The 26,451-nt window shown below is 35.5% G+C and carries 23 protein-coding genes; 17 read left to right on the top strand and 6 right to left on the bottom strand.

Annotated elements, in window-relative coordinates; translation table 11 throughout:
- The first annotated feature begins 118 nt into the window (after positions 1-118).
- Positions 119-484, top strand: coding sequence for a hypothetical protein (locus FEU33_RS13715; RefSeq protein WP_146550056.1), 366 nt, complete (start codon positions 119-121; stop codon positions 482-484).
- On the opposite strand, the gene FEU33_RS13710 is transcribed toward FEU33_RS13715, so the two are convergent.
- On the bottom strand, positions 457-3,912 hold the full coding sequence (locus tag FEU33_RS13710; RefSeq protein ID WP_186731429.1) for a S8 family peptidase: 3,456 nt from the start codon (positions 3,910-3,912) through the stop codon (positions 457-459). The two genes, FEU33_RS13715 and FEU33_RS13710, sit on opposite strands and share 28 nt — an antisense overlap.
- 249 nt (positions 3,913-4,161) lie before the next feature.
- Between FEU33_RS13710 and FEU33_RS13705 the strand changes: the two genes are divergently transcribed.
- Together FEU33_RS13705 and FEU33_RS13700 are read left to right on the top strand one after the other, a co-directional pair.
- Positions 4,162-4,608 (top strand): universal stress protein, encoded by a 447-nt coding sequence (locus FEU33_RS13705; RefSeq protein ID WP_146550054.1) that lies wholly within the window; start codon positions 4,162-4,164, stop codon positions 4,606-4,608.
- 378 nt (positions 4,609-4,986) lie between these two features.
- Positions 4,987-5,463, top strand: a complete 477-nt coding sequence (locus FEU33_RS13700) for a flavin reductase family protein (RefSeq protein WP_146550053.1) — start codon at positions 4,987-4,989, stop codon at positions 5,461-5,463.
- A gap of 162 nt (positions 5,464-5,625) precedes the next feature.
- On the opposite strand, the gene FEU33_RS13695 is transcribed toward FEU33_RS13700, so the two are convergent.
- From FEU33_RS13695 to FEU33_RS13685, 3 genes are all read right to left on the bottom strand, one after another.
- Positions 5,626-6,372, bottom strand: a complete 747-nt coding sequence (locus tag FEU33_RS13695) for an amino acid ABC transporter ATP-binding protein (protein WP_146550052.1) — start codon at positions 6,370-6,372, stop codon at positions 5,626-5,628.
- Positions 6,373-6,387: 15 nt separating this feature from the next.
- Entirely contained in the window at positions 6,388-7,047 is a 660-nt protein-coding gene (locus FEU33_RS13690; protein ID WP_146550051.1) for an amino acid ABC transporter permease, read from the bottom strand.
- A 122-nt stretch (positions 7,048-7,169) separates the two neighbouring features.
- Complete coding sequence (locus FEU33_RS13685) at positions 7,170-7,949, bottom strand: amino acid ABC transporter substrate-binding protein (protein ID WP_146550050.1); 780 nt, start codon at positions 7,947-7,949, stop codon at positions 7,170-7,172.
- A gap of 336 nt (positions 7,950-8,285) precedes the next feature.
- Between FEU33_RS13685 and FEU33_RS19320 the strand changes: the two genes are divergently transcribed.
- Entirely contained in the window at positions 8,286-8,414 is a 129-nt protein-coding gene (locus FEU33_RS19320; protein WP_280524862.1) for a hypothetical protein, read from the top strand.
- Positions 8,415-8,900: 486 nt separating this feature from the next.
- Positions 8,901-10,070: an aminotransferase-like domain-containing protein gene (locus FEU33_RS13680; RefSeq protein ID WP_146550049.1), complete on the top strand. Its 1,170-nt coding sequence runs from the start codon at positions 8,901-8,903 to the stop codon at positions 10,068-10,070.
- 133 nt (positions 10,071-10,203) lie between these two features.
- Here FEU33_RS13680 and FEU33_RS13675 read toward each other — a convergent pair whose 3' ends face one another.
- On the bottom strand, positions 10,204-11,121 hold the full coding sequence (locus FEU33_RS13675) for a DUF4405 domain-containing protein (protein WP_146550048.1): 918 nt from the start codon (positions 11,119-11,121) through the stop codon (positions 10,204-10,206).
- Between the two features lie 293 nt (positions 11,122-11,414).
- Here FEU33_RS13675 and FEU33_RS13670 point away from each other — a divergent pair, with 293 nt between their 5' ends.
- Complete coding sequence (locus FEU33_RS13670) at positions 11,415-11,744, top strand: PadR family transcriptional regulator (RefSeq protein WP_146550047.1); 330 nt, start codon at positions 11,415-11,417, stop codon at positions 11,742-11,744.
- Between the two features lie 68 nt (positions 11,745-11,812).
- Positions 11,813-12,481: a pentapeptide repeat-containing protein gene (locus FEU33_RS13665; protein ID WP_244951054.1), complete on the top strand. Its 669-nt coding sequence runs from the start codon at positions 11,813-11,815 to the stop codon at positions 12,479-12,481.
- Positions 12,482-12,702: 221 nt separating this feature from the next.
- On the opposite strand, the gene cysK is transcribed toward FEU33_RS13665, so the two are convergent.
- Positions 12,703-13,626 (bottom strand): cysteine synthase A, encoded by a 924-nt coding sequence (gene cysK, locus FEU33_RS13660; RefSeq protein ID WP_146550046.1) that lies wholly within the window; start codon positions 13,624-13,626, stop codon positions 12,703-12,705.
- 810 nt (positions 13,627-14,436) lie between these two features.
- Here cysK and FEU33_RS13655 point away from each other — a divergent pair.
- The 10 genes from FEU33_RS13655 (at position 14,437) to FEU33_RS13610 (ending at position 26,451) form a co-directional block, all read left to right on the top strand.
- On the top strand, positions 14,437-14,907 hold the full coding sequence (locus tag FEU33_RS13655) for a YbaK/EbsC family protein (protein ID WP_146550045.1): 471 nt from the start codon (positions 14,437-14,439) through the stop codon (positions 14,905-14,907).
- 154 nt (positions 14,908-15,061) lie between these two features.
- Complete coding sequence (locus tag FEU33_RS13650) at positions 15,062-15,844, top strand: alpha/beta fold hydrolase (RefSeq protein WP_146550044.1); 783 nt, start codon at positions 15,062-15,064, stop codon at positions 15,842-15,844.
- Between the two features lie 739 nt (positions 15,845-16,583).
- Complete coding sequence (locus FEU33_RS13645; RefSeq protein WP_146550043.1) at positions 16,584-18,329, top strand: protoglobin domain-containing protein; 1,746 nt, start codon at positions 16,584-16,586, stop codon at positions 18,327-18,329.
- Positions 18,330-18,679: 350 nt separating this feature from the next.
- Complete coding sequence (locus FEU33_RS13640; protein ID WP_244951053.1) at positions 18,680-19,285, top strand: VanZ family protein; 606 nt, start codon at positions 18,680-18,682, stop codon at positions 19,283-19,285.
- A gap of 51 nt (positions 19,286-19,336) precedes the next feature.
- Entirely contained in the window at positions 19,337-19,489 is a 153-nt protein-coding gene (locus FEU33_RS13635) for a Fur-regulated basic protein FbpA (protein WP_146550042.1), read from the top strand.
- A gap of 137 nt (positions 19,490-19,626) precedes the next feature.
- A complete protein-coding gene (gene asnB / locus FEU33_RS13630; protein ID WP_146550041.1) occupies positions 19,627-21,453 on the top strand; it encodes an asparagine synthase (glutamine-hydrolyzing) in 1,827 nt (608 codons plus the stop codon).
- A gap of 33 nt (positions 21,454-21,486) precedes the next feature.
- Positions 21,487-22,494 carry a C39 family peptidase gene (locus tag FEU33_RS13625; RefSeq protein ID WP_146550040.1) on the top strand — a complete coding sequence of 336 codons (1,008 nt, stop codon included), beginning with the start codon at positions 21,487-21,489 and terminating at the stop codon, positions 22,492-22,494.
- Positions 22,495-22,636: 142 nt separating this feature from the next.
- Positions 22,637-23,851: a carboxylate--amine ligase gene (locus FEU33_RS13620; protein ID WP_146550039.1), complete on the top strand. Its 1,215-nt coding sequence runs from the start codon at positions 22,637-22,639 to the stop codon at positions 23,849-23,851.
- A gap of 2 nt (positions 23,852-23,853) precedes the next feature.
- Positions 23,854-24,558, top strand: a complete 705-nt coding sequence (gene cuyB / locus FEU33_RS13615) for a cysteate racemase (protein WP_146550038.1) — start codon at positions 23,854-23,856, stop codon at positions 24,556-24,558.
- Between the two features lie 609 nt (positions 24,559-25,167).
- Positions 25,168-26,451, top strand: coding sequence for a DEAD/DEAH box helicase (locus FEU33_RS13610; protein WP_146550037.1), 1,284 nt, complete (start codon positions 25,168-25,170; stop codon positions 26,449-26,451).

Here is a 26,451-nt window from a genome sequence, read left to right as displayed (position 1 = left end):
AACTGAGAATGTTGGAGGCTCATAAAAAATAGGGGATGAAAATCGAACTGATTTTCATCCCCTAGTTCAGGCGTGTTGATTATCCAATTTAATCCATGAAAATAGGGGGATTTGTTGATTGCAGCGAAGGCTTGCTCGCTTTCCTGCGGGCGAATGCTGGGGGCAACAGGATGTTGGTCACGGAGTCGTTGCCACAGGACGTGGCGCCCTTAGACTCCGTTCCTTAATTGCTACGCTGCGGGGTCTCATCTATTCGCTTTTCCCGCGGGACATTGAATTGGCTTCATCGAAACAACACCGCACGAAGGAAATGCGCATGCATTTTCGAGGACTCGAGCAAGCCGCAGCGAAGATCTATATAAATGGTCTTAAAAATACAGGGCTTTTCAAAAATTACACCAAACAGACACCCCTATTTTTTGCAAAATCAACACGTATGCCCCTAGTTGATTTTTCTTATTTAAGTTTTAAAGATAGTTTATAAGGATCGATGGAGGCGCGTCCTTTTTGATCGCGAACCTTCACATAATAGGTTCCCTTTGTCAGCTTCAAATTTAGAATTTCTTTATCACCCTGTGCGTAAATATCAGATGCCGCCACTTTCTTGCTATTACGATATACTTCGATAACCCCATCTATTTCTTTTCCTGCATCAAGTGTAAGGGTTGCCTGATTTGTTTTTGAGGATTTATAAATATACCAATCAGAATCCCCATTTTCATATCCAGCATTGAAGAAGCCAGTAGCAGAGTATGATTTGCTGCTATTCTTCTTTAACTTTAATGGTTTAGATGGCTTGTTTTTTGTTATTTTAGATTTCGCATCTTCATCTGATTGATTGACAGCATTGATTTTTAATTGATATGGCCACAGCGTTAGTCCTGCCATTGAATCGATTTCGGCATATGTTGTGACAAAATAAGATTTGCCCTTTTTCGCTTCAAATGAACCAGTAGTTGTACCATCTTCAGTGACATTTAAAATATAGGATGTGCGATCCATATCTTGTTCATCGAGCTTGTGATTTTTATTGACATCTTCTGAGATTTCGACATAGCCATAATATGGTGCCAATAATTCTTTCGGATATTTGGCTTTCAATGACGATGTTAATGTTGCTCTTGAGAATTTAACACCATACACAGCGCTTTTTGATGCAGTGAAATAATAAGCATCTACATCATTTGTCGTAGCAAAGTTTGCCGTTACACCATTTGTAGGGAAGTTTTTCGCTTTCTCTGGTTCATTATTATTTTCATATTGATCACTAGGATTATTGACCAACAATTTTGAAGTTATTTGATAGCCGTCATATGGAATTTGAGATGTTTCAGAATTTGGCGCAATCGACATAAAATAGGTCTTATCCGCTTCTAAGCTAGCCGTAAAATTATTTTTGATCCAATCTTCCCAAGAATCCCAATCTTCATTTGTTGCAACTGTTGACAGATACTTGAATTCTTTTCCGTCTTCATCTTTTTCAGTGACGACTTCATAAATCGAAGCATAAGGAATATTTTTTGCTGGGATCGGTAATTCAAATTTATATATACCGCTATCAGTTGGATTTAATTTGAACCAATCTTCATCTTCTGTATTTTGAAGATATCCTTGTGTAGAGCCTCCTAGTGTATAAGGAAGTGCATTAGATTCTAGTTGGTCAATAAACTCAGACTCATCTTCTACTCCTCCTAGCACGATAGAAATAATTGTTCGATTACCAGCATTGACAACGGATACTGAATCGTCCTCTTCTGAAAAGTCCGCGCTATAATTGTCTTCATCTTTTGGAATCGTCTTTCCAACGAGTTTTACGCTATACGGAATAGCAGATTGAGCAGGTTCTTGATCCAAATTGAAATTACCGAGTAGTTGAGAAATATCAATATCTAAAAAAGAAAGACTGTTAGAAACTTTTACATAATACTCTTTGTTCGGCTCTGTTTGGAATGATACCTCTTCACCTGCACCGATGCCATTGATATTACTTGAATTTAATGGTGCTGCTTCTTCTGAAGGAATCTCTGAAGATTCATCAGTAGGAAGAGGATTACCATCTTCATCAGTTGCTGGTGGGAAAAGCTGTTCTTTTTCATAGACAGCAAGTCCTACGTCTACTCCTGGGATTCCAGTCGTGCTGAATTGCATAAATTGTGCTTCTTTTGATGTGAAGTGGAAGTAGTCTTCATCGCCTTCTACACCTGTCATATAGAGATCCTCTTTGTTATATGGCAAACTTTCAATTTGAATAGGTTCTTCAAGTGTCGATTCGTCTTCGGGTAGTTGATCTAGTTTCTCTACTTTTAGTGTAGCATGTGCTTGTTTGGCACTTGAATCATCGTAGCTACCATTGACATCTTTTATACCGATTGCAACTGTTCCGCTAAATGGTGCTTGGATTAGTTTTGCCTCAGCTTTTCCTTCGGTTACATCATTGATTTCCGTTTTTTGTTGTTGATTGTCACCAAAAAATTGGATATTCAATTTGTAGTCATATTGCGAAGAGCCAGTTAAAGAAGCTTGAATGTATTGTCCTTTCTCCACATGAAGTTTTACCCATTTTTGTTCGGATGGTTTGGTAAAGTTATGCTTGATCTCTGCTGGAGCTGTAATTTGTTCTGCATTATTTAAGATTGTCGTTTCATCCCAATTCTCTGTTACGAGTGAAGGAATCTTTTTTACATTGAATTTAAGTGCCGCTACTGGATTGACTAATCCATTTCCATACTTATTGTCAAACCCTTTTCCACCTAGATCTGTTGCTGTTTTTTCAAGAATATATTCAACTTCTGCAGGCTTTAGGTTTGGATATTTTGATAATAATAAAGCTACTGTACCGGCTACAACAGGTGATGCCATAGATGTTCCACTTATTTTTGTGAAAGTAGATCCCTTTTGATAATCATAATAAGAAGAATAGACATCTTCACCAGGTGCTACTAAATCTGTTGAAGAACCATATGATGAATAATCACTTAATTTTTTATCTTTGTTGATAGAGCCTACACTGATAACACCCTCAAACTTTGCAGGGTAAACATCTGCATCAGAGGCTTCATTTCCAGCGGCTGCAACAACTACGACACCTTTGCTGATGGCTTTATCGATGGCTTCTTTTAAGATTTCGGAAGGGTTGCCTCCTCCTAAACTCATGTTAATGACATCTGCCCCCTGATCGACAGCTTCAAGGATTGCCTTGGCGATTGTATAATCGAATGTCCAATCACCGCCATCAAATATATCTAAAGAAAGAATCTTAGCGGCGGGGTCTAATCCATAACCACCAATGCCATTATCTTTTTTTCCTGCGATAATACCTGCGACATGGGTACCGTGGGTATCAACAGTCGTTGGATTCATAGGATTGATGATATTTTCACTTTTGATGATGCTTCCCTTAATTTCAGGATGATTTTTATCAAGGCCTGTATCAATAACAGCGACTTTTACTTGATGTTTTCCCGCAAGCTTTTGGGCATCTGATGTTTTCAGTAAACTATGCATATACTGTTCACTTACTTTAGGATCAGTTGTACCAAAAAGTTTATATTTAGGACTCAAACTGACAGAAATAACCTTTTTATTCTTTTGATAATTCTGAATGACTTGTTGCAGCTTTTTTTTATTTTTCACTTTAACCGCCATATATTTTAAACTGGGGATTTGTTGAAGAACCGTACCTCCAGCTTTTTGGTGTTCTTTTTGGGTCAACGGACTTGAATATTTGAGAATAATGGTGTCATCACTATAATTATTCGTTTTCTTGTTGATCTTTTGTTCGGGTTGACCAAGTTTTTGAAGTACGGTTGAAGCAGAACCCGTTTTAGTGGTTGCTGCAAAACTACTGATGGGTGTTAACGCTATTGCACAACTTAAACCAGCAGCTACGAATTTTTTTGATATCGATTTCACAAGATTCCTCCTAAATGGAACAACTATATGATTATAGAAATATAGAGTTCCTGTAATGTTAATATATACCATTATAATCTATTAGTTTTTTAAAAGATAGGCGTATTTTGGGATATTATTAATATTATTTTACTAGTTTTGCAAAAGTGAGTGTATTTTCAACAAAAAAATTAAATCTTAAAAATTTAGTACCTGTGGATATTATAGAAATGTTATAATTTATTTAATTAAAAAGGGAGGTATGAAGTTATGGCACTCGATTATAAAAATATTATTGTTGGTATTGATGGTTCAAAAGAAGCTGAAGCTGCATTCAAAAAAGGTGTAGAAATTGCAAAAAGAAATCATGCAACGCTGCATTTGGTAAATATCATTGATTCTCGTGTCTATTCAACACTTGAAGCTTATAATTTCACAGAAGAAAAAAGACGCGCTGAGGAATTTGCTACAAACTTATTAGAAAACTACAAAAAAGCAGAAACCGCTGGCTTAGAAAATGTTAATGTTATTGTACAATACGGTTCTCCAAGAACTGCAATCACAAAAGATGTTGCTAAGGAAGTAAAAGCAGATTTAATCATTTGTGGTGCTACAGGTCTTAATGCAGTTGAGCGCTTTTTAATCGGTAGTGTTACAACAGGTATCGTCCGTTCAGCAGATTGTGATGTACTTGTCGTACGTCCTGAGGAAGAATAATAATCGTATAACTTGATCGTAACTTTACAATAGTTACGCAAGAAGGGCTATCAGAAAGAGTGAAAACTTCTTTCTGATAGCCTATTTTATCCCGCTTTAACGGGCAGTAAGCCCTCCACCTCAAGGTTTAGAGAGAAACGAGAAAGATAGGCGCGGGGGGAACAACTGCCCGTAAAAGCCCGATTGGTTTAGCTAACCATCAGTGGGGGATGAAGAAAACCCCCCACTGATGGAAGCTTCACTTTATAAGAAAAAACTTGGTTATCTTAGTCAAAAGTTATTGCAAGTACTTTAGCTATAGGGAAAATTTGATGTATAATAGGATACGTAAAAAATGGTTATTTCAAGAATATTTCAGTAATGAGGGGGAAGTAATGGATGGATGCAAAATTGAAAAAGAGTGCATTACGAGGAATCACTTATGGATTATATCTTGTCGGTACAAAGGATGAAAGTGGTTTAAATGCTTTTGTTGGAAACTTTTTAACACAAACCTCCTTCGAACCACCATTGGTAGCTTTAGCAGCGAAGGTAGGTACGCGTTCACAACAACAAATTGCGAGCAGCGGTGTGTTCAGTGTGAATGTTTTAGAGTCAGGTCAAAAAGATATGGTTATGGCATTCTTTAAATCATTTGAAACAGAAGACAATAAAATGGCAGGCTTTGAATTTTCTACAGAAGAAACAGGCTGTCCGATTTTCAAAGAGGCTCTTAGATATTTTGAATGTAAGGTAGTCGATAAAATAGAAAAGGGAGATCATTTTATCTATATAGGTGAAGTCATCAATGCAGGTGTTAATCGTGAGGGTGAACCATTACCTATGAAGGAAACAGGTTTCTATTATGGAGGCTAATAAAATAAATCGTCATTTCTAGCAACGTAATTGAATGGTTTTAACGATAATCATGCATTGCTAAAAGTAAAAAAGTACATTAGGAGAAAATCCTGCTGTACTTTTTTACTATTTCATAAATACCTTATTTTTCTACATCCGATAAAACAGCTTCGAACCACACTATTTTAAGCTGCGTTTAAGAAAGACTTTCGTACGATCGAATTTGGGATGATCAAACAATTCTTGCGGTGTACCAGATTCAAGAATTTCCCCATTGTCCATAAAAAGGACTCGATTAGCCACTTCTCTTGCAAATCCCATTTCATGTGTAACCACAATCATGGTCATATGTTCTTCTGCTAAATCTTTCATCACCTGAAGCACTTCACCAGTTAACTCAGGGTCGAGTGCTGAAGTAGGTTCGTCGAATAACATAATGTCTGGATTCATCATAAGCGCTCTAGCTATTGCCACACGCTGTTTTTGACCACCTGAAAGATTTGCAGGATATGCAGAAGCCTTGTCAGCAAGTCCGACTTTTTCTAATAGTACCATGCTGCGACTACTAAGCTCTTTAGCGGATTCCTTTTTGACAAGTCGAGGAGCCATTTCAAGATTATCTTTCACCGTTAAATGTGGGAATAGATTAAAATGCTGAAATACCATGCCCATTCTAGAAGTAACTCGTCTAATTTCTTGTGGTTTTGAATAGACGCCATTTTTCACAAGATTATCACCGGCAACCATGATACTTCCTCCATCAATTTTTTCAAGATGAACAAGACTTCTAAGCATTGTGCTTTTACCAGATCCAGAGGGTCCAATAACCGCTACAACATCATTTTTATTGACATCAAAGGTAATTTGCTTTAACACATCTAGATTACCGAATGATTTTTTTAGTTTGGAAACTTCAATGATAGCCATATCGACCACTCCTCTCTATTCAAATGTAAATCGGCGTTCAATCCATTTAAAAATGAGCGTAAGGACAAGTGTCATGATCAAATAGATGGCACCTGCAACGAAGAATGGAAAGATCGTAAAATCACGATTTACAGCGGTTTCTGCATAGTGTAATAATTCAGGGACAGCCACGGCATATAGTAGTGCAGTGTCTTTTACAAGTGTCACTGATTCGTTTGCTAAAGCTGGAATAGCGATTCGGAACATCTGAGGCAAAATGATACGGGTAGTCGTTTGAAATTTATTCAATCCGAGTACTTGTGCTGCTTCATATTGGCCTTTATCGATCGCTAACAAACCACCACGGAAGATTTCAGCAAAATAGGCAGCATAGTTAAGGATGAAGCCGATACACGCTGCAGTAAAACGATCTAATACTAAGTATTGACCAATGCCCGGAATCATGGGTAGCCCAAAGCAAATAATCAATAATTGAAGTAAAAGTGGCGTACCTCGCATTATATAGATATAGGCTTGTGCCAGCCAGGATAGTGGTTTAAATCTACTGTTTACCGCCAATGTTAACAAAAAACCAAGAGGTATAGATAACACGATGGAGATAAAAAATAGTAGTATCGTCATTTGAGATCCTTGGAGCATCGGCTTCAGGATCGACGTGAAATAATCTAAGCTCATACAAGTGCTCCTCCTAATGAAATTCGTTGCTCACTATTACCGGAATAGGAACGATTCCAATATGCATGTTAAAAACAAAACAGGTTTCCAAAAAAGGAAACCCGATTTTGCCCATATACATTTTACTTTAATACTTTATTTTCGCCAAACCATTTTTTAGAAATCTCAGCGGCTGTGCCGTTTTCATTCATTTTATCAAGCGCTTTTTGTAACTTGTTTAATAATTCATCGTTGCCTTTTTTCACACCAACACCATATTCTTCAGGAGCAAGTGATTCATCAAGAATTTTGAATGTGTCTTTTTCTTTTGACATATAGTAGTCAATAACAACCTCATCAATAACGACTGCGTTAGTACGACCATTCTTTAAATCATTTAGTGCCATTACATTATCAGAGTATTCACTGACATTTTTTAGTTTTGATTTAATAGAACTTGCATTTAAAGCATCAGCTGCTGAAGATTGAGCTTGTAAACCAACAACTTTTCCTTTTAAATCATCTAACTTAGCAATTTTGGAATCTGCAAGTGTAACGACAACTTGAGCATTCTTTAAATATGGCTTTGTAAAATCAACTTTTTTCTTACGTTCGTCTGTAATTGTGTAGCCGTTCCAGATCAAATCAATTCGACCACTGCTTAACTCAGACTCTTTTGTTTTCCATTCGATTGGTTGAATTTTTACTTTGTAGCCCATTTCTTTAGCGGCTGCTTTTGCATAGTCAATGTCAAAACCAACGATGTTGTTATCCTTATCTCGGAATCCCATTGGGGCAAATTCATCATCAACACCGATTACTAACGTTTTGTCATCTTTTGAAGCAGATTTATCAGATGAACATCCAGCCATAATACTAAAAATAGCAACGACGAACATTGTCATAATTGCAAAACGTTTCATACTTTAGAAAACCACCTTGTTCTTATTATTAAGTTTTTCATTTCACTTTAGTTTGCTAATACGTTGATATATTATCAAGCTAATAAATTATAACATTTTTCAATAGCAAAAAACAATAACTTTTTTGATATATTGATTCCTATATAAATAGTAGAAAATCTTCCTCTCTTGACTGTATTAGTTGGCGATAAGTCCATGGGTTGTCCGAAAAGCAATGAGTGGGAAAAAATTTTTTCTTTCAGGTGTGTTGGCTCTACACCAAAATCTGTTCTTGACATAAAATTAGATAGCCTATTGATTTCCGCTCCGGCTTGCTCGCTTTCCTGCGGGCGAGCGATGAGCCGCTTGGGGGAACAGGATGTTGGTCACGGAATCGTTGCCACAGGACGTGGCGCACCACAATTCCGTTCCGTAAATTGCTCCGTGCAGGGTGGTCTCATCTGTTCGCTCTCTCTGGGACATTGAATGGACTTCCTGAATCCACACTGCACGAAGGAAATGCGCATGCATTTTCGAGGACTCGAGCAAGCCGCAGCAAAGATCTATCTAAATGGTGTTATTAAACACTATTTTTTACCAATAAATATGATATTCATTTCGTCAAGCACACGTTTTGGCAAAGACCTAGTGTGTTCGTTAGGAAAAAATCAGGATGGAAATCTGTGTAAACTTCTACGGGAAAAAGCTATGATTAAAGGAATAGCGATAATTTACTGGGTGTGCTAGTTTAGAAAGAAAAGCAAGTCGTAGCAGAAATCTGTTGACAATTTTTCTTTTGTATACAAAATGTATATCAACAAGCCAACGATAGCTACTTTCGTGATAAAATGGAATAAACAGTACAAGAGTTAATCTACTTAAATTTTCTTAAAAATATTGACAATTTCCAATGTTTTGTGATTTGATATAATATAAAAATATAAAGAGTGTAGCAAAGAAGGAGAATGGATTATGGTACAAATTTTTTCTGATCGAATGTTAAAAACAGATAGCTCATTTATTGCGGAAATTATGCGATTGACTGAAGCAAAAGATATTATTTCTTTCGCAGGAGGATTGCCAAATCCAATTTCTTTCCCAGTGACTGAATTTCAGGAGTCTATGGATCGAGTATTACAAACATCAGGTGAAAAAGTATTCCAATATGCAGGTACTCAAGGATATTTGCCATTACGTCAATGGATTGCTGATCGATATAAAAAAAGATTCGATATAGATGTTTCAGCAGATAATATTTTGATCACAACAGGTTCTCAACAAGGACTAGACTTGATGGGAAAAGTGTTGATTAATAAAGGTGATCGTGTAGCTGTAGAAAGTCCCTGTTATCTTGCTGCTATCCAAACTTTCTCACTTTATGAACCGAACTTCTTATCAGTTAGCCTTGAAGATGATGGCTTAAATTTAGAAGAGTTAGAAGAAACATTAAAAAATGATGATGTCAAGTTATTATATATGGTTCCTAATTTCCAAAATCCTACGGGGTTAACCTATTCAAGAGAAAAACGTGAAGCTATTTATGAAATCATCAAAAAGACAAATACGATCTTGATTGAAGATGATCCATATGGCGAACTTCGTTTTGCAGGTGAATCATTGCCATATATTGCGGGCGGTAAATTAGATAATAGTGTACTATTTGGCTCATTTTCGAAAACATTATCACCAGGTATGCGTATCGGTTATTTATGTACGACCAATAAAGAATTGATGGGGCACTTGATTGCTGCGAAACAATCATCAGATTTGCACACAAATGTCATTTCTCAATATGCTATTTATGATTATCTAGTTCATAATGATTACGAAAAACATATTAGCCAAATTACAGACTTATATAAGAAACAATGTAACGCGATGATTGCTGCTATGGAAAAGTATTTACCAGCACATGTTACATTCACAAAACCAGAGGGCGGAATGTTTTTATGGGCTGATCTAGGGGAAGGTGTTTCATCCGTAGAAGTCTTTAAACGTGCGATCGAAAACAAAGTAGCATTTGTCCCAGGAGATCCATTCTATACAAATGTTAAAGGTGCCAGCACATTGCGCTTAAATTATACAAACTCAGAACCCGCAACGATTGAAGAAGGAATAAAAAGATTGGCAGCGGTACTGTAAAAAAGAGATTTTTCCCGAGTTCTTTCATAATAGGAATTACAAAGCTAAAAAGTGTGAATGTTGGTGAGCAAGCAGCACCCATTCACACTTTTTCATTTTCTAAGTCATTTGATAGAGATTAAGCCTGAATCGTTTACATACTACCTTGTAAGTTTTGTCTTCGCCTTATATGTAGTATAGATTTTTCAATATAATAAATGAGTATGATAAATACAGACATAATAGCGAAATACTTGATGATCACTCCTAATGCACTTGCGCTTTCAAATTGGCCTTTTCCTCCATGAAAGTTCCCCTTTAGTGATGCTGATCTATCTCCATTTTCAACATCATCACTCAGTGACGGTTTTCCATTGGCTCCGAAATCACCTTCGGCGGGAAGATCCGGTTTTCCAGATTCAGCAAAACCTTCGTGCGCAGAATCATGTCTTTCTCCAGTATTAAAACCTTTTCCCTCCATATTAGAAGATGGATTAAATATTTTGGTAATTCCTTCTAGGTGCATTAAAAAATTTGTAGAGTATATTTCATAGCTTCCAAATATCAATAATGCAACAGTTGCTACTCGAGCTGCCACTTGAAAACTTCGTTTAGATTTTTTGATTTTCACGATATTTTTGAAAACATTAATAATCCATTTCCAATGTAATCCAATGTGAATGGCTACTATGATCAAAACTAAAAAGGAGATGGACATATGAGCTATTTTAAACCATTGTTCGTTTTCAATATGAATGTTTGGAAATACAACTCTTGAAATAAAAATGCCACTCATCATAATAAACGCCATTCCCACTAATAACAGTAAATTTAATAGGTAACTAAATTTTGTCCTGAAAGGTATTTTTCGATTAAATAATTTTAAAGTAATATTTTTGACCCATTGCCAGTTAAGCAATATATGTGTAAAAAAAACTACTGCAATCGATAAGCCTGCTATTTCATGAAAAGTTAAACCTCCGAATACGCGTTTGTTGAAAAACAATACGAATGTACTTACCATTAATAAATCAATTCCAAATTTTAAATATTTAATATTTTTCTTATTCATATGGTGCTCCTTCCTACCGCTCTTTTGTTAGTATTATGCCTTTAATACATGTCAAGAAGATGTCAAAATCCCCTTTGCCAACTAGTATGTAACTTTACAAACGATTTAGGACGTAGATCATATCATATTGATTTAGTGATGCTCCAATTGGTCCATTATAATTATTGCCTCAATGGATTTTCTCCATGCAAAGCTTCTTCACTTTTTTTGTGATTGGTGTATATCTATTATAGTCATAATACCTTGACAGTCATAGTACATAAATGTATATTGTATTCAAGGAGGTTAGGTGATTGAGTGAAAGTAAAATTTCTGCAGATTTACTGCGTGGTCATACCGATACAATGATTTTAAAGCTACTGTTAGCTGGAGATAAATATGGTTATCAAATTAGTAAATTGATTTATGCCAATTCAGGAAATCAATATGAGCTAAAGGAAGCCACTATGTATTCGAGCTTAAAGCGATTAGAAAAAGAAGGTAGTATTACTTCTTATTGGGGAAGTGAGAATATTGGTGGTCGTAGAAAGTACTATAAAATAACAGACTTAGGCAAGAACACATATGAACAAAATAAAAAAAATTGGGAACAGGCAAAACAGATTTTAGAACGTTTACTATGAAAGGATGAGTGAACCATGCAAAAAGAAATTAATCAATATGTACACAATATTTTGCACCATATCCAAAAGTGAGAACGGCAAAAGAGCTGGAAGAAGAATTATCTGCTAACTTAACTGAAAAATATCAAGACTATAAAAGCAAAGGGTATAGCGAGACAGAAGCCTATCAAATGACGATCAATTCCATTGGAGATGTATCTGAGTTGATCGATTCCATTAACTTACAACAATCAGAACTTGAAAAAGCTATTCAGATGGATTTTTCAAGATCAAGAATGGTAAATTCTGATTTTCGTGATGTCTCCATTCGTGAAGGAAAATTCAAAGGCAGTGATTTAAAAGGATCAGACTTTTCTAATTCAGATTTGACCGATTGTGAGTTCAAATCATGCAATTTAGGAGAGGCTATTTTTGAAAATGTGAATTTGACAGGTGCACAGTTTAGCGGTTCGAATTTTAAAGGATCTACTTTCAAAAATTGCAATTATCACCGGTCGTTTTTTAAGTCCAGCAATCTTACAGGTATTGATTTTGATGGTCAAATGTTTGAAGAAACTATATTTGAAATGTGTACTTTAAAAAAAGCTTCTTTCAGAAATACAAATTTAAAAAAAGTCCAATTCCGTTTGTCAGATGTTAAAAAAGTTGACTTCAGTGGAGCTAAAATGGATAAATTAACATATAACTTCTTGAAAGCCGGCAAGGCGGATTTAAGTAATGTCACGATTATTCAATGAAATAGAACTCATGAATATCTTATCCATAAAGATGTATAGATAACATTTTCCTGATCAATTATATAACCAATAAATAATAAAAGAACCTAGCCATTATGAATGGAACTAGGTTCTTTTTTCGGCATTCATCATAATCCTCTGTTGCAAGATTACAATAAAAATGACCTGATCAGGTTCGACTCACATAAAGCAGGAATCCCCCTGCTTTGCGAAGTTTCACTTTATTCTGGGAATAAGTCAGAGGATAAATAGCGTTCTCCAGTATCTGGTGCTAAGCATAGAACGTTTGCAGATGATGGAAGATTCTTTGCTACTTGGATGGCCATATAAGCAGAAGCAGCACCTGAAGCTCCAACAAAGATCCCCTCTTCAGCGGCAAGACGTCGTGCCATGACTTGTGCATCTTCATCTTCAATGTGGAGAATATCATCATAAATTTGTCGGTTTAAAATTTTAGGGATAAATCCCGGACCTGTCCCTGGGATTTTGTGTGGTCCAGGTTTACCACCAGATAGCACTGGAGATCCAGCAGGTTCAACAACATAAATTTTCAAATTAGGAATTCGTTTTTTCAATTCTTCCCCTGTACCTGTTACAGTACCACCAGTTCCAGCTGTTAATATGAATGCATCTAATTGATCATCAAATGTATCTATTATCTCTACAGCTGTTGTTTCACGGTGTGCGTCGGCATTTGCTGGATTCTCGAATTGCATGGGAATAAAGTGATTTGGAATGTCTTCTGCAATTCGTTTTGCTTCATCAATGGATCCTTGCATACGTAGGGCAGAAGGTGTTAGATGAACCTCAGCTCCATAAGCTTTCATAATTTTAATGCGTTCTTTTGTGGCATTGTCCGGCATTGTAATAATGCAGCGATAGCCTCTTGTAGCACAAACCATAGCAAGACCAATACCTGTATTTCCTGATGTTGGTTCAATGATCGTACTTTTACCCGGAATCAGTTTTCCTTCTTTTTCCGCTTGTACGATCATGTTTAAAGCTGCACGGTCTTTAACACTTCCACCAGGGTTAAAAGACTCTAATTTAATAAAAACATTTGCACCGTTCGCATCTGGTATTTTATTTAATTTTACGATAGGTGTTTTACCGATCAATTCAATGATTGAATTATAATATTTCAACTGTGTCACCCTTTCGTTTAGAAAAGAAATGTCTATATGAATAAACTATATTATCAGATATGTTTCTTATCCAATCTTATCTATAAAAATATAGAGTATTTGCTGATTTCCGCTGCGACTTGCTCGCTTTCCTGCGGGCGAGCGCTGAGCCGCTTCCTTCGCTGCGCTCGTGCAGGGTCTCAGCTGTCTCGCTTTTCCCGCGGGACATTGAATGGACTTCCTGAATCCACACCGCACGAAGGAAATGCGCATGCATTTTCGAGGACTCGAGCAAGCCGCAGCGAAGATCTATATAGATTGGAGTTTACAATGAGGAATTTTTCTCATTTATACTCATATAGTTATTCTGATTTTTTCCTAATCAACACACCTGTTATACTATATAAGAATAGTTGGTTTACATTATTTTATTATAAACGACTGTTAAAATAAATCAAATAACATTAAACTGTTTCCTCCATTTAAAAGGAAAATAAGTGAGAAACAACGGATAGTATAAGATCAATTGGTTTAACTAACGCACAATGTGAGATAAAGTAAGCCTCACTGAGAGAAGTTTTACTTTATGTTAAGATTTAATAGGAATGAGTGTTTGACAATTAGTAAGAAGAATATATAATTAGACTAATAATTCCTATATAATGGCTATGATTTATAAAAATAACAAGAAGAAGAAGATATATTTTCCTTGTGCTGTTTCGATTTAACGAAGCTTATTTGTAGTTTTGGATATTCAGAACGTCATGTATTTCGAATAATCTATTATTAATATGTAGGTAGCTATTAATATTAGTTCATGGGGTGGATAAAATGGCAATCGAATTAGTAAAAGAACATTTCAAAAAATATGGATTGGATCATAAAATATTGGAATATGATGCTTCAAGCGCAACAGTTGAACTCGCTGCAAACGCATTAGGAGTAAAACCAGAGCGCATTGCAAAAACGCTTGCTTTTAAAAGAGATCAAGGCTGTATCTTAATAGTGGCGGCAGGGGATGCAAAAATAGATAATGCAAAATTCAAGCATAAATTTGGTATAAAAGCAAGAATGCTGTCGCCAGATGAAGTATTAAACCAAGTAGGTCATGCAATTGGAGGCGTTTGTCCATTTGGAATACCAGAAAATATTCCTGTTTTTTTAGATGAATCACTTAAACGATTTGAAACAGTATTTCCTGCATGCGGCAGTAGCAATAGTGCAATTGAACTTAGCTGTGAAGAAGTGTATATTTATTCGAATGCTCAGGAATGGGTGGACGTATGTAAAGGTTGGCAATAGTATAATGATGTAGATGAAGAAGCTTGAACAAAAAGAGTTATCCTAAAATAAAGGATAACTCTTTTTGCTTTTTAAAATGCTATGAAGTGAATTCACCATACGTATCTTATATGAATATTTTATGAAGGAGATAATCGAAGGATGGTGACATAAATTGGGGTATTATGTAGCGGTTGAAAAAGACGTCAGACTATATGTGGAGGATATTAACCCAACCGGAGAAAAGACCATTTTGTTTTTACATGGATGGCCGTTAAATCACCAGCAATTTGAATATCAGTTTAACGTCCTTCCAGCAGCGGGGTATCGCTGTATAGGAATTGACTGGAGAGGATTTGGTCAATCAGATAAGCCAATGGATGGATATAACTATGATCGATTGGCAGATGATATTGCTACAGTGATTTCTACGCTTCATCTGAACAATATTATTTTAGTTGGACATTCCACAGGAGGAGCTATAGCTCTCCGTTACATGACAAGATATGAAGGATATGGAGTTTCTAAACTTATTCTTATTGCTGCTGCTGCACCGACGGGTTTTACAGCAGAAACGGCAAGAAGATTATTAACAGAGACCTATAATGATCGCCCTAATATGATAAGAGATGTGGCAGATACGTTCTTTTTCCAATATATTACGAAACCCTTTTCTGATTGGTTCTTTCAAATGGGATTGCAAGCCGCAAGTTGGTCTACTGCAGCAATCATTAAAACGCTTCGAGATGAAAAAATTGAAACGGGACTCCATACGATATCTGTTCCTACTTTGATTGTACATGGTGTACATGATAAAGTGATCCCATTTTCACAAGCAGAAATTTTAAATAATAAAATAGCAGGATCAACACTTATGCCATTTCAATATAGTGGACACGGATCTTTCTGGGAAGAACGTAAGAAGTTTAATGAGGCATTGATTGATTTTACATCCTAGGCTTCAAAAGTAGATAACCCCCTTGCAATATAACGATCAAAATAAATGTGTCTAAAATATGAACAAATTGTTGACAAATTGTGTCCACGAGTTGTATCATAATGTCATAAAGTTGTCACAATTAAAAAACAGATTCATAAGGGGGATGCCAGATGAATTATACTGATATATTTTTAATTGCTATTGCGTGTATGAGCATTCCAATGGTTTGCGCAATTTTCTTCGATGCATTTTACGCTGAGAAAAAAAGAATTTCCTTCTCATTGAAGAGGGTTTCATGTTGGTATGCATTATTTTTTACTTTATCTTTTGTACCTGCACTACTATTTATAGTACGATAACGATGACTATCAATATAAAAGAAGGATCTTGTTCTGCAAGATCTTTTTTTATTTGCAAAAAAATAAAATATATAGTATATAATTGACTTTTTTTATAATTTTCAGATGTTAACACTATATTCGAAGTGTAAAAGGTTGAAATGAAAATGTGTGTAAATACCTATTTGTGTATTATAATGATTACAAGATTCTATTTATTTTTCAGGATTCATGACTTTTTTACTGTATGCAATTTTATTTATGCAGAAAATGTATGTAAAAGTAAAACATAAAAGAGCGAGGTAAACGGATGCGAACGTTTTTAATTTATTTTGGAATTTAATAATTTTTTTAGTAATTATTAACAATATAAAGATATACCATAAATAATTCTAATTATATGAGGAGAGTAAGTAGTTATGTTTGTTAAACCAAAAAAACATTATCAATATTCTGCAGAACAATTGGAATCTGATATTAGTGTAAATGAACGCTTTCAAATGAAGTTGGATTTTCTTGCATTATCTTCTACTAATCGGGCTTCTGTCCAGCACTTACGAGATTTATATGAAGCACATAGTGAAGAAATCTTAGATACCTTCTATAGCCATTTGTTGTCATATGATAAATTTAGAGAAATTATTGAGAAACATTCAAATGTAGATCGTTTAAAAAGAACCTTTGACGGTTATTTTAAGAGCTTATTTGAGGCTAAATTAGATTTACAATATATATTTGCTCGTAGAAAAATAGCTTATGCTCATACCAAAATAGGGGTACTGCCTGATTGGATGATTTCAGCCTATACATTTGTTAATCAGGCTATTATTCCATTGATTGCAGAAAAATATAAGCATGACCGATTTAAAATGCTAGATGTACTTCTTGCTTATGAATCTCTTGTCAGTATCGATCAACAAATTATTATTGAAACATATGTTGAAATACAAGCTGGCTCCATTATTAATGGTTTAGGGGGGATTATCGCATATAATACACAACTAGATCAGATGAAAAAATTGATTCAATTTGAAGAACAGAACAAACAAGATGTTATTTCAGCCAATGGCTCGATGGAACAGTTAAATGCAAATATCGAGGAAATATCTGCTTCAATACTCAGTATATCTAATGATACTCAAACTTCATTGGAAGATTTAAGCAAAGGAATTCAATCTTTGCAACAAGTCAATGGAACCTTGAAGGAAACCAATCATGAGCATAAGAATGTGAAAACAAATGTCAATGAATTAGTAAGCAGAGTCAATAATGTCACACAATTAGTTAAGTTTATACAAGGCATTGCGGAACAAACCAATTTATTAGCGTTAAACGCATCAATAGAGGCAGCTCGTGCTGGAGAAGCTGGCAAAGGTTTTGCGGTTGTAGCAGAGGAAGTCAGAAAATTAGCCGATAATACCAAATCATCTGTACAATCGATTCATGAGGATATTCAACAACTTTTGGAGATCACCAAAAACATTAGTACACATACAACTCAGACTGCTGAAGATTTACAAAAAGGCGTAAAGGATACAGCTGAAATTACGTCAACTTTATCTGCAATAAATGAAAATTTACAGCATCAAGGAGCTAGCATCGAACAAATTGCTGCTGCTTCACAGCAACAAGAAGTCGCTGCTAATGAGGTAACAGCTAAGAATTATAATATTGCAGAGAATGCGAAAAAAAGCAAAGAAATTTCAAATAACACAGGACAAGCCATATATAATTTAAGCAAAATGATTAATGAATACCGTGTAAAGACGATTTCCAAAAACTTCATCATCAGTCAGGAAGATATTATTTCTTTAACGATCACGGATCATCTTTTATGGAGATGGCGTATTTATAATTTATTATTAGGCTTTGAGAAAATGACAGTTGACGATGTGGCATCATACAAAGAATCCCGCCTTGGAAAATGGTATTATGGAGAGGGTAAAAAGTTACTTGGTGATGAACCTGTATTTAAAGAATTAGAGGAACCACATGCACAGGTTCATGAAATAGCCAAAAAAGCAGTGCAGGCTTACAATGACGGAAATGCAGAGTTAGCAGAAGAATATTTAGTTGATGTTGAAAAGTATTCAAACATTGTCATTGAAAAGTTAACAAAATTAAAAGAAATTATTATTGCATCCAAAGAGCCATATTTACACTAGATTTCTCAGTAAATAGAACTGTTTGTTTATAAAGAGCAGCTTCATGTGAAGAAACAAACATGAAATTGCTCTTTTATATTATCGTTGATGTTCAAATTTTAAGTTTCTTTTGTTTGCGTGGGAAGTTTCTTACTGCTGGAACTCCATCTTATTTTTAAAAAGAAATCGATGAATATTCTAGGATGGATTTTGAAGAAAAGGTAAAATAGTTTTGATACGTAGTCGTATGGAATATGGTATCGTAGAAGTTAGATAAGACAGTATATAAAAGAAGATTGTAAAAGAAATTTAATGTTTTTTTGCAACTTATTGTTATATAATTTGTCCTGTTATGTAGAAAGAAGAAATGAGTGACGAAGTTGTCCTATATACTTCAATATACACTCGATATGATGATTGTAATGATTATTGCAATTCCATTTGTTGTGTATTTGCGCTTTAAATCTCGGAAAAAACGAGATGTCGGTCTAAATAATCGTTGGCATGAAGTTGGGATTATGGCGTTTTGGGTCTATTTGATTGGTCTGTTTTATGAAACGATTGTCCCCAAAAACGGTGTAAGTCTTCAGTATGCAGGCATGAGACTTCATCATTTAGATTCACTGGGTATTAATTTTCGATTGTTTCGTGTTTTTACGGATGTTTACAATGCCATACACTATCTAAACTTATGGCAACCGTTTTTCATTAACTTTCTCGGTAACATCGCAATCTTTATGCCAATTGGTTTTTTACTACCGCTATTATGGCGTAAGATGGAGAAGTTCTTCTTTGTATTATTTACTGGGCTGGGATTGTCTTTGTTTATCGAGACAATGCAACTTCCTCAATTTCGAAGTACAGATGTAGATGATTTATGGCTAAACACATTAGGAGCCGTTATCGGTTTTGTTGTCTACAAGCATCTAGTAAAACGAATACCTAAATTGAAAGAAAAGTTTAAAGTATTCCTTTAGATGATGTATTGAGGAAAATAGCATTAAGCAGTAAGGTAAGAAGGGGATGCAATGAACAACCAGAAGGTAACTGCTGAAGAAAGAAAAAAAGATCATGTTATTCAACATCTAATGAATCTAGGTATATTCAAAATAAACGGCAAACAACTTTATCAGGTTCCATTAGAAGAATTGATAAAGGAATATAAAAGGCATACAAATTAACAGATTGCTATACTGTGGCGATATGTTTTAAGATAAGTCAAGTAAAAAAGAGTATAATCAAAAGATATCGAGTGCCATGATAGGTATTCTCATACGTGTAGTGGAATAGATGAAATAGAGATAGGAGAATAAAATATATGTGTGGATTTACAGGATTTATCGGTGAAGTTTCAAACCCGGACTTGGTGTTAGAAAATATGATGAACCAAATCATTCACCGTGGACCAGATTCAGCTGGAAAGTTTACAGATGGTCTTGCAGCTCTAGGCTTCCGTCGTCTAAGTATTATTGACTTGGCAAATGGTAGCCAACCTCTTTATAACGAAGATCAATCATTAGTATTGATCTTTAACGGTGAAATTTATAATTTTAAAGAAATCAGAAAAGACCTTCTTGCAGCAGGTCATATTTTTAAAACAGATACAGATAGTGAAATATTACTTCATGGTTATGAAGAATACGGTACAAAATTAGTACAAAAATTACGTGGTATGTTCGCGTTTGTTATTTGGGATCGTAACAGAAAACGTTTATTTGCTGCGCGTGATATGTTTGGTATTAAGCCATTCTACTATGCACATATGAATGGTACATTATTCTTTGGCTCAGAAATTAAAAGTTTTTTACCACACCCACATTTCGATAAAGTATTAAATGAAAAAGCATTAAAACCATATTTAACTTTCCAATTTCCAGTGTTGAAGGAAACGTTCTTTAAAGGCGTATTTAAATTACCAGCAGCCCATTATTTAACCTATGAAGATGGAAAATTAGAAATTACTCGTTATTGGGAACCAAGATTCAATCCTGAAGAACGTTCACTCGATGAAATTGTAGAAGAAATCGATACAACTGTTCGTGAATCTATTAAAGCTCATGAATTCTCTGACCCTGACGTTCAAGTAGGTTCATTCCTATCTTCTGGGGTTGACTCAAGTTATGTAGCTTCTGTATTGAAACCTGATAAAACATTTTCAGTCGGCTTTAGTGCACAAAACTTTTCGGAAATTGATAATGCGAAAGAATTATCGAAAGAATTGGGGATCGAAAATGTAAATGAAGTGCTAGATCCTGAAGTATGCTTCAACAAATTAGATGAGATTCAGTATATGATGGATGAACCTCATTCCAATCCATCTATCGTCCCATTGTATTTCTTATCAGAGCTTGCTAGTAAACATGTAAAAGTCGTTCTTTCTGGTGAAGGTGCTGATGAATTATTCGGCGGCTATGCGGAGTATGATGAACTTCCTGCTATGCGTAAATATAAAAAAGTACCACAATTCATTCGTCGCCCAATTGCAGAAATAGCAAAAACACTTCCTGAAATGCGTGGAAAACACTTCTTGATGCGTGGTGGTCTCCCAGTTGAACAAACATTTATCGGACAAGCACATATATTTGAAGAACAAGAAGCATCTGCGATCTTAACGGATGAATATAATCATGCACCATCTGTGGCAGATATTGTGATGCCGATATACAAAAAAGCAGCTGGTGAAGATGATTTAACTAAAAAACAAATTTTAGACTTAAACCTATGGTTAGTGGATGATATTCTGTTGAAAGCAGACAAAATGAGTATGGCTCATTCCATTGAACTGCGTGTACCATTCCTTGATCGTGAAGTGATGAAAGTGGCTTCTAAAGTACCTTCTCACTATCGAGTTAATGAAATCGATACAAAATATGCATTTCGTCAAGCATCTCAACGTGCATTACCAGATGAATGGGCGCATCGTAAAAAAATCGGATTCCCAGTACCTATTCGTCTTTGGTTAAAAGAAGATAAATACTTCAATCAAATTAAAGAAACATTTGAATCAGCTGAAGCCGCACAATTCTTTGATCAACAAGCTATTGTTAAACTGTTAACTGATCACTATGAAGGCAAAGCGAAAAATCAACGTAAGGTATGGACGATTTACATGTTCTTAGTATGGTACAAAAAATATTTCGGCTAATAATTCCTTTAGCTTAAAAAGGGGATTGTCGACATGTTGAAGAGAAGTAAATGGCCTTGGCATTTACTCCTCTTTTGCTTTGTAATGCTTTTTGCCAGTATTGCAAGTGGTTGTACAAATATACTGCCAGCAAAAGATGAGGATATGGACGAGGGGATAAAAGTGCTGATTGTTGCATTTGGAAGCAGAGAACCTATTCCTGATATGAAAGTTACCGTAAGAGATATGGATACAGATCAACTGGTTACGACGGCTATCAGTGATTCTGAGGGACAAGTGACATTGGCAGGATTAGAAGTGGGAAAACGTTATTTATTTGTACCATCATCCGTGAGTGATTCGAGCCCAATGAGTAATAATTCAAGTGGTGTGGCGAAAATAGTAAAGGTACAAAAAGATACTTCATATGTAGTACTTGAAACGTACTATCAAAAGGAAAATCAGAGGATTGAAGTGCCTGTCGTTTTGCAAAATCCACAACTTCCTCATGGCTGTGAAATAACTGCAATGACAGCCTCCTTTAACTATTATGGCTTAAATCTTTCAAAGATGAAGATGGCAAAGAAGTATTTACCCACAAAAGCAATTATTGAAAAGGACGGAAAACGAACCGGTCCAGATCCGAATAAAGCGTATGCAGGCGATCCTAGCAATGAATTGACGGGGACATATGTTTTTGCACCAGTAATTACAAAAGTCGCAAGAAAAGTAGCAAAGGATTATAAAACAAACTTAAAAGTGACCAATCTTACAGGTGCTAGTCAAAAAAAAATAATAGAAACAGTGCAGCAAGGGATGCCTGTGATGGTGTGGGTAACACTAGATCTCTCAAAGCCAAAGACAAAAGAAGGCTGGTATATTGAGGGCACCAATAGCAAACCGAAAATGTATCGCAATTTACATGTAGTAGTGCTCACTGGATATGAAGATGGTAAAGTTATTGTTATGGATCCATTGCATGGCTATGTTGCACATGATGCGACAAAATTCTTCTCTAGCTATAAAGATATGGGTTCGCAAGCAATTGCGATTGAAAAGTAAATGAGCGATTGCCATTGGATTAAAATAAATCAAAAATTTATAAAAATAAGCTATATCAACTAAGAGTTTATTCGTTTATAAAGTTAAAATATGATACACTAATGGCATTAAAATAAGTACAAAATAAGCGAGATGATAAGAGATGGTAGAACAACCATTTTTACCAATACTAATAGGATCAGATATGAATGCATATGGTATGGCACGTGCTTTTTATGAAGCATATGGCATTAAAGCAATCGTAGTTGGCCGAGCGCATTTAACAGCAACACAAAACAGTCATATTCTACATTTTAAACATGTTCCCCATATAAAAGAAAACTTTGTAGAAGAATTGAAAAAAATAGCAAAGGAATACAGCCATAAAGACTTACTTTTAATGGGATGTGGCGATGATTATGTCAAACTCATTATTAAAAACAAACCAGCTCTTCAACAATATTTCACTGTTCCTTACATCGATGAATCATTAATGGACCGCATTTTATTGAAAGAAAACTTCTATAAAATGTGTGAAAAATATAATTTTAGCTATCCTAAAACAGATACTTGTACGTATGAAACATATGAAAACTTCCAAGTGAAATTTGACTATCCAATCATTATTAAAGCATCTAATTCAGTTGCCTATTGGGCATGTCAATTCCCCGGTAAGAAAAAAGTATTCGTAGCGCATGATGAGGCTGAAAAAGATGCTATTTTAAAAGCAATTTATAGTTCATCTTACAAAGATCACTTAATCATTCAAGAGTTCATCCCTGGTGATGATTCATATATGCGCGTACTGAATGCATATGTTGCAACAGATGGTCAAGTGAAACTAATGTGTTTAGGCAATCCTATTCTTGAAGAACATTCGCCAGAAGGTATAGGAAGTTATGCAGCTATCATCACTACTTACGATAAAGACTTAATGGATCAAGTTCGTTTCTTCTTAGAAGATATAGGTTTTACAGGAATCGCAAACTTTGATATGAAGTATGATTATCGCGATGGACAGTATAAATTATTTGAGATTAATCTACGTAATGGCCGTAGCAGTTATTATGTAACAGCTGCTGGTTATAATTTGATGCAATATGTTGCCGATGATCACATGCTACATATTTCTCAGGATTGTACTTATGCAAACAATGAGCATTTATGGAGCATCATTCCAAATGGCGTATTATTCAAATACGCTCAAAATAAAGAGTTAAAAGCAAAAGCCCGTAAGCTTATCAAGGAAGGGAAAGCGACAAATTCTTTATTTTACAAAGAGGATATGAATTTTAAACGTTGGTACAAGCTAACCTTGAATAGCTTAAACTACTATCGTAAATACAAAAAATATTTTAATCATAAAGGTCTGTCTTAGTTATGGAAAAGAAAGTACTTGGTATTATTGGAGGAGTAGGGCCGTTAGCAACCATGTTGCTTGGCGAAACAATTGTCTATCGAACGAAAGCGTTTAGTGATCAAGAGCATATGCATTTTATCATTGATAATGATACAAGTATTCCTGATAGAACAGCCTATATATTAGATCATTCAAAACCAAATCCTCTTCCTGTGATGGTAGCAGATGCTAAAAAACTTGCTCAAGCAGGTGCAGATATCATTTGTATTCCTTGTAATACAGCCTATCGATTTTACGATGGACTACAAGACGGTTCTCCTGTCCCTGTGCTGCATATGATTCAGGAAACAGCGAAAAAAGCTCGTCTATTAAATGCAAAACGTGTAGGGGTACTTGGTACAATTGGCACTTTGACATCTAACATGTATCAAGATGCGTTGATAGAGGAAGGTATAGAGCCTATCGTTCCAGATGCAGCGATGCAGCAAGATCTGATGACAGTGATTTATGGCTATGTAAAGGCAGGAAAGAGGGTCTCAAAAGAACAATGGCAGCCATTTGAAGCAGCTATGAAAAAGGCTGGCTGCGATTATATTATTTTGGGATGTACGGAGTTATCTGTTGTGAATCGTGAGTTATCGCTAGATCGAAATCTATATATAGATGCACTTATAGTTTTAGCAGAATGCGCTATTACTAGTTGTGGTTATGAATTATTAGACTAATCGTTGAGTAAGGCTGTCAGCAAACTGATCATAGGCATGTTTTTGGACAGGAAAGACAGTAAAATCCTACTTTAAGTAGATAGGAATGGAAGATCGATTAGTTGGAAAAAATTGATCGGTTTAACGAATACACAGTGGAAGTTGAAAGCCACACTGTGGGAAATTTACTTTATCCCGCGTGAACGGGCAGTAAGACCCTCACCTCAAGATTTAGAGGGATAGGTGAGGGATCACTGCCCGTAAAAGCCCGATTGGTTCGGGGCAACAAGATGTTGGTCACTCAGATGTTGCCAAAGGACGTGGTGTTTTTAACCTGAGTTTCTCTAGTTCAGTGGGGGATGAAGAACCCCCCACTGATGGAGCTTTACTTTATACGATAAAAATCCGCTACACTTTCCGTGGGCAAGACACGAGCTACATCACTTGCTACGCTACCTGCTGGTTTTCGTGTTCTTGCCTCTTTCGCAGAAGTCTATGCGGATTTTTACTTATATATCAAAAAATTAGAATGATAGAATTACTTCTAGCATACAGTCTTTATTATTTTTTAGGACAACCTTTTTTGTATGAAAATATAAAAAATAAACACGAGAGAAGGTGTAGAAAACAATGTCATTTTTAAATTTATTAAATGAAGACTTACAAAAAAAATGGACTTTTCCATCCGTTATGCCCATTCAAAATCAAATGATTCCTGCATTATTAGAAGGCAAAGATGTAGTGGCTGAATCTCCTACAGGTACAGGGAAAACATTAGCTTATCTATTACCGATATTTCAAAAAGTAGATGTTACAAAGAAGGCAACGCAAGCTTTAATCGTTGCTCCATCGCAAGAGTTATGTATGCAAATTGTAGATGTTATTCGCTCGTGGATTAATGGAACAGATATTACAGTTGTCCCATTAATAGGAGGAGCAAACCCTCAAAGACAAATTGAAAAGCTAAAGAAGAAACCGACTATTGCAGTAGGCACTCCTGGAAGATTAAATGAACTTGTAAAAGAGAAAAAATTGAAATTACATGAACTAACTACCATCGTCTTAGATGAAGGGGATCAACTATTAAGTCGAGATTATCGGGTGATCGTCAAGTCATTTATCGATGGTGCAGACAACAATCGACAGGTTGCTGTTGTATCTGCTACGATTACGGATGAAATCGAATTAGTGGCGAATCGTATGCTCAATGATCCTGTAAGACTTCAAGTCAAAGTAGATGAAACATTATTAGGTGGCAGTAAAGTTGTACACTCTTTTGTTAAGCTTCAACAACGTGATAAAACAGAATTTCTTCGTAAATTTTCACATATATCAGGTGTAAGGGCTCTTGCATTTGTCAATAATCTAGATCAAGTATTAATGAAAAAATCAAAACTAGAATTTCGTAATGCTCCGATTGTTGCCCTGCACTCTGAGATGAAGAAGGATGAAAGAAAAGCTTCTTTGGATGCTTTTCGTAAAGGAGAAGCACGAATCTTAATCGCAACAGATATTGCCGCTAGAGGATTAGATATTGCAGGATTAACGCATGTTATCCATGTAGATGTACCATATACGAAAGAACAATATGTGCATCGATCTGGTCGTACTGGTCGTGCAGGAGCTGATGGCGAGGTCGTGACATTACTCGCATATCATGAAGAGCAAGCTTATTATAAGCGCATGAGAGAGCTATCTTTAAAGCCGATAGAGAAGATTTTGTCTAATGGTCAATTGATAGAAGGTCATGCAGAAACAAAATCATTTAGAACAAAGAAAACCAATAATCAGCCGGTTGTATCAAAAGCTAAAAATAAAAACGAGAGTAGTTTGTTTGGAGCTTCTGTCAAAGATTCTGGAAAGAAAAAGTTTTTTGGCAAGCAAAATCGAATAAATAAGAAAAGAGGTAATTGA

Source organism: Rummeliibacillus suwonensis (assembly GCF_007896435.1).
Lineage (GTDB): Bacteria > Bacillota > Bacilli > Bacillales_A > Planococcaceae > Rummeliibacillus > Rummeliibacillus suwonensis.
The sequence above is the reverse complement of the archived record's forward strand: the minus strand, read 5'-3'. Positions and strand labels throughout refer to the sequence as shown.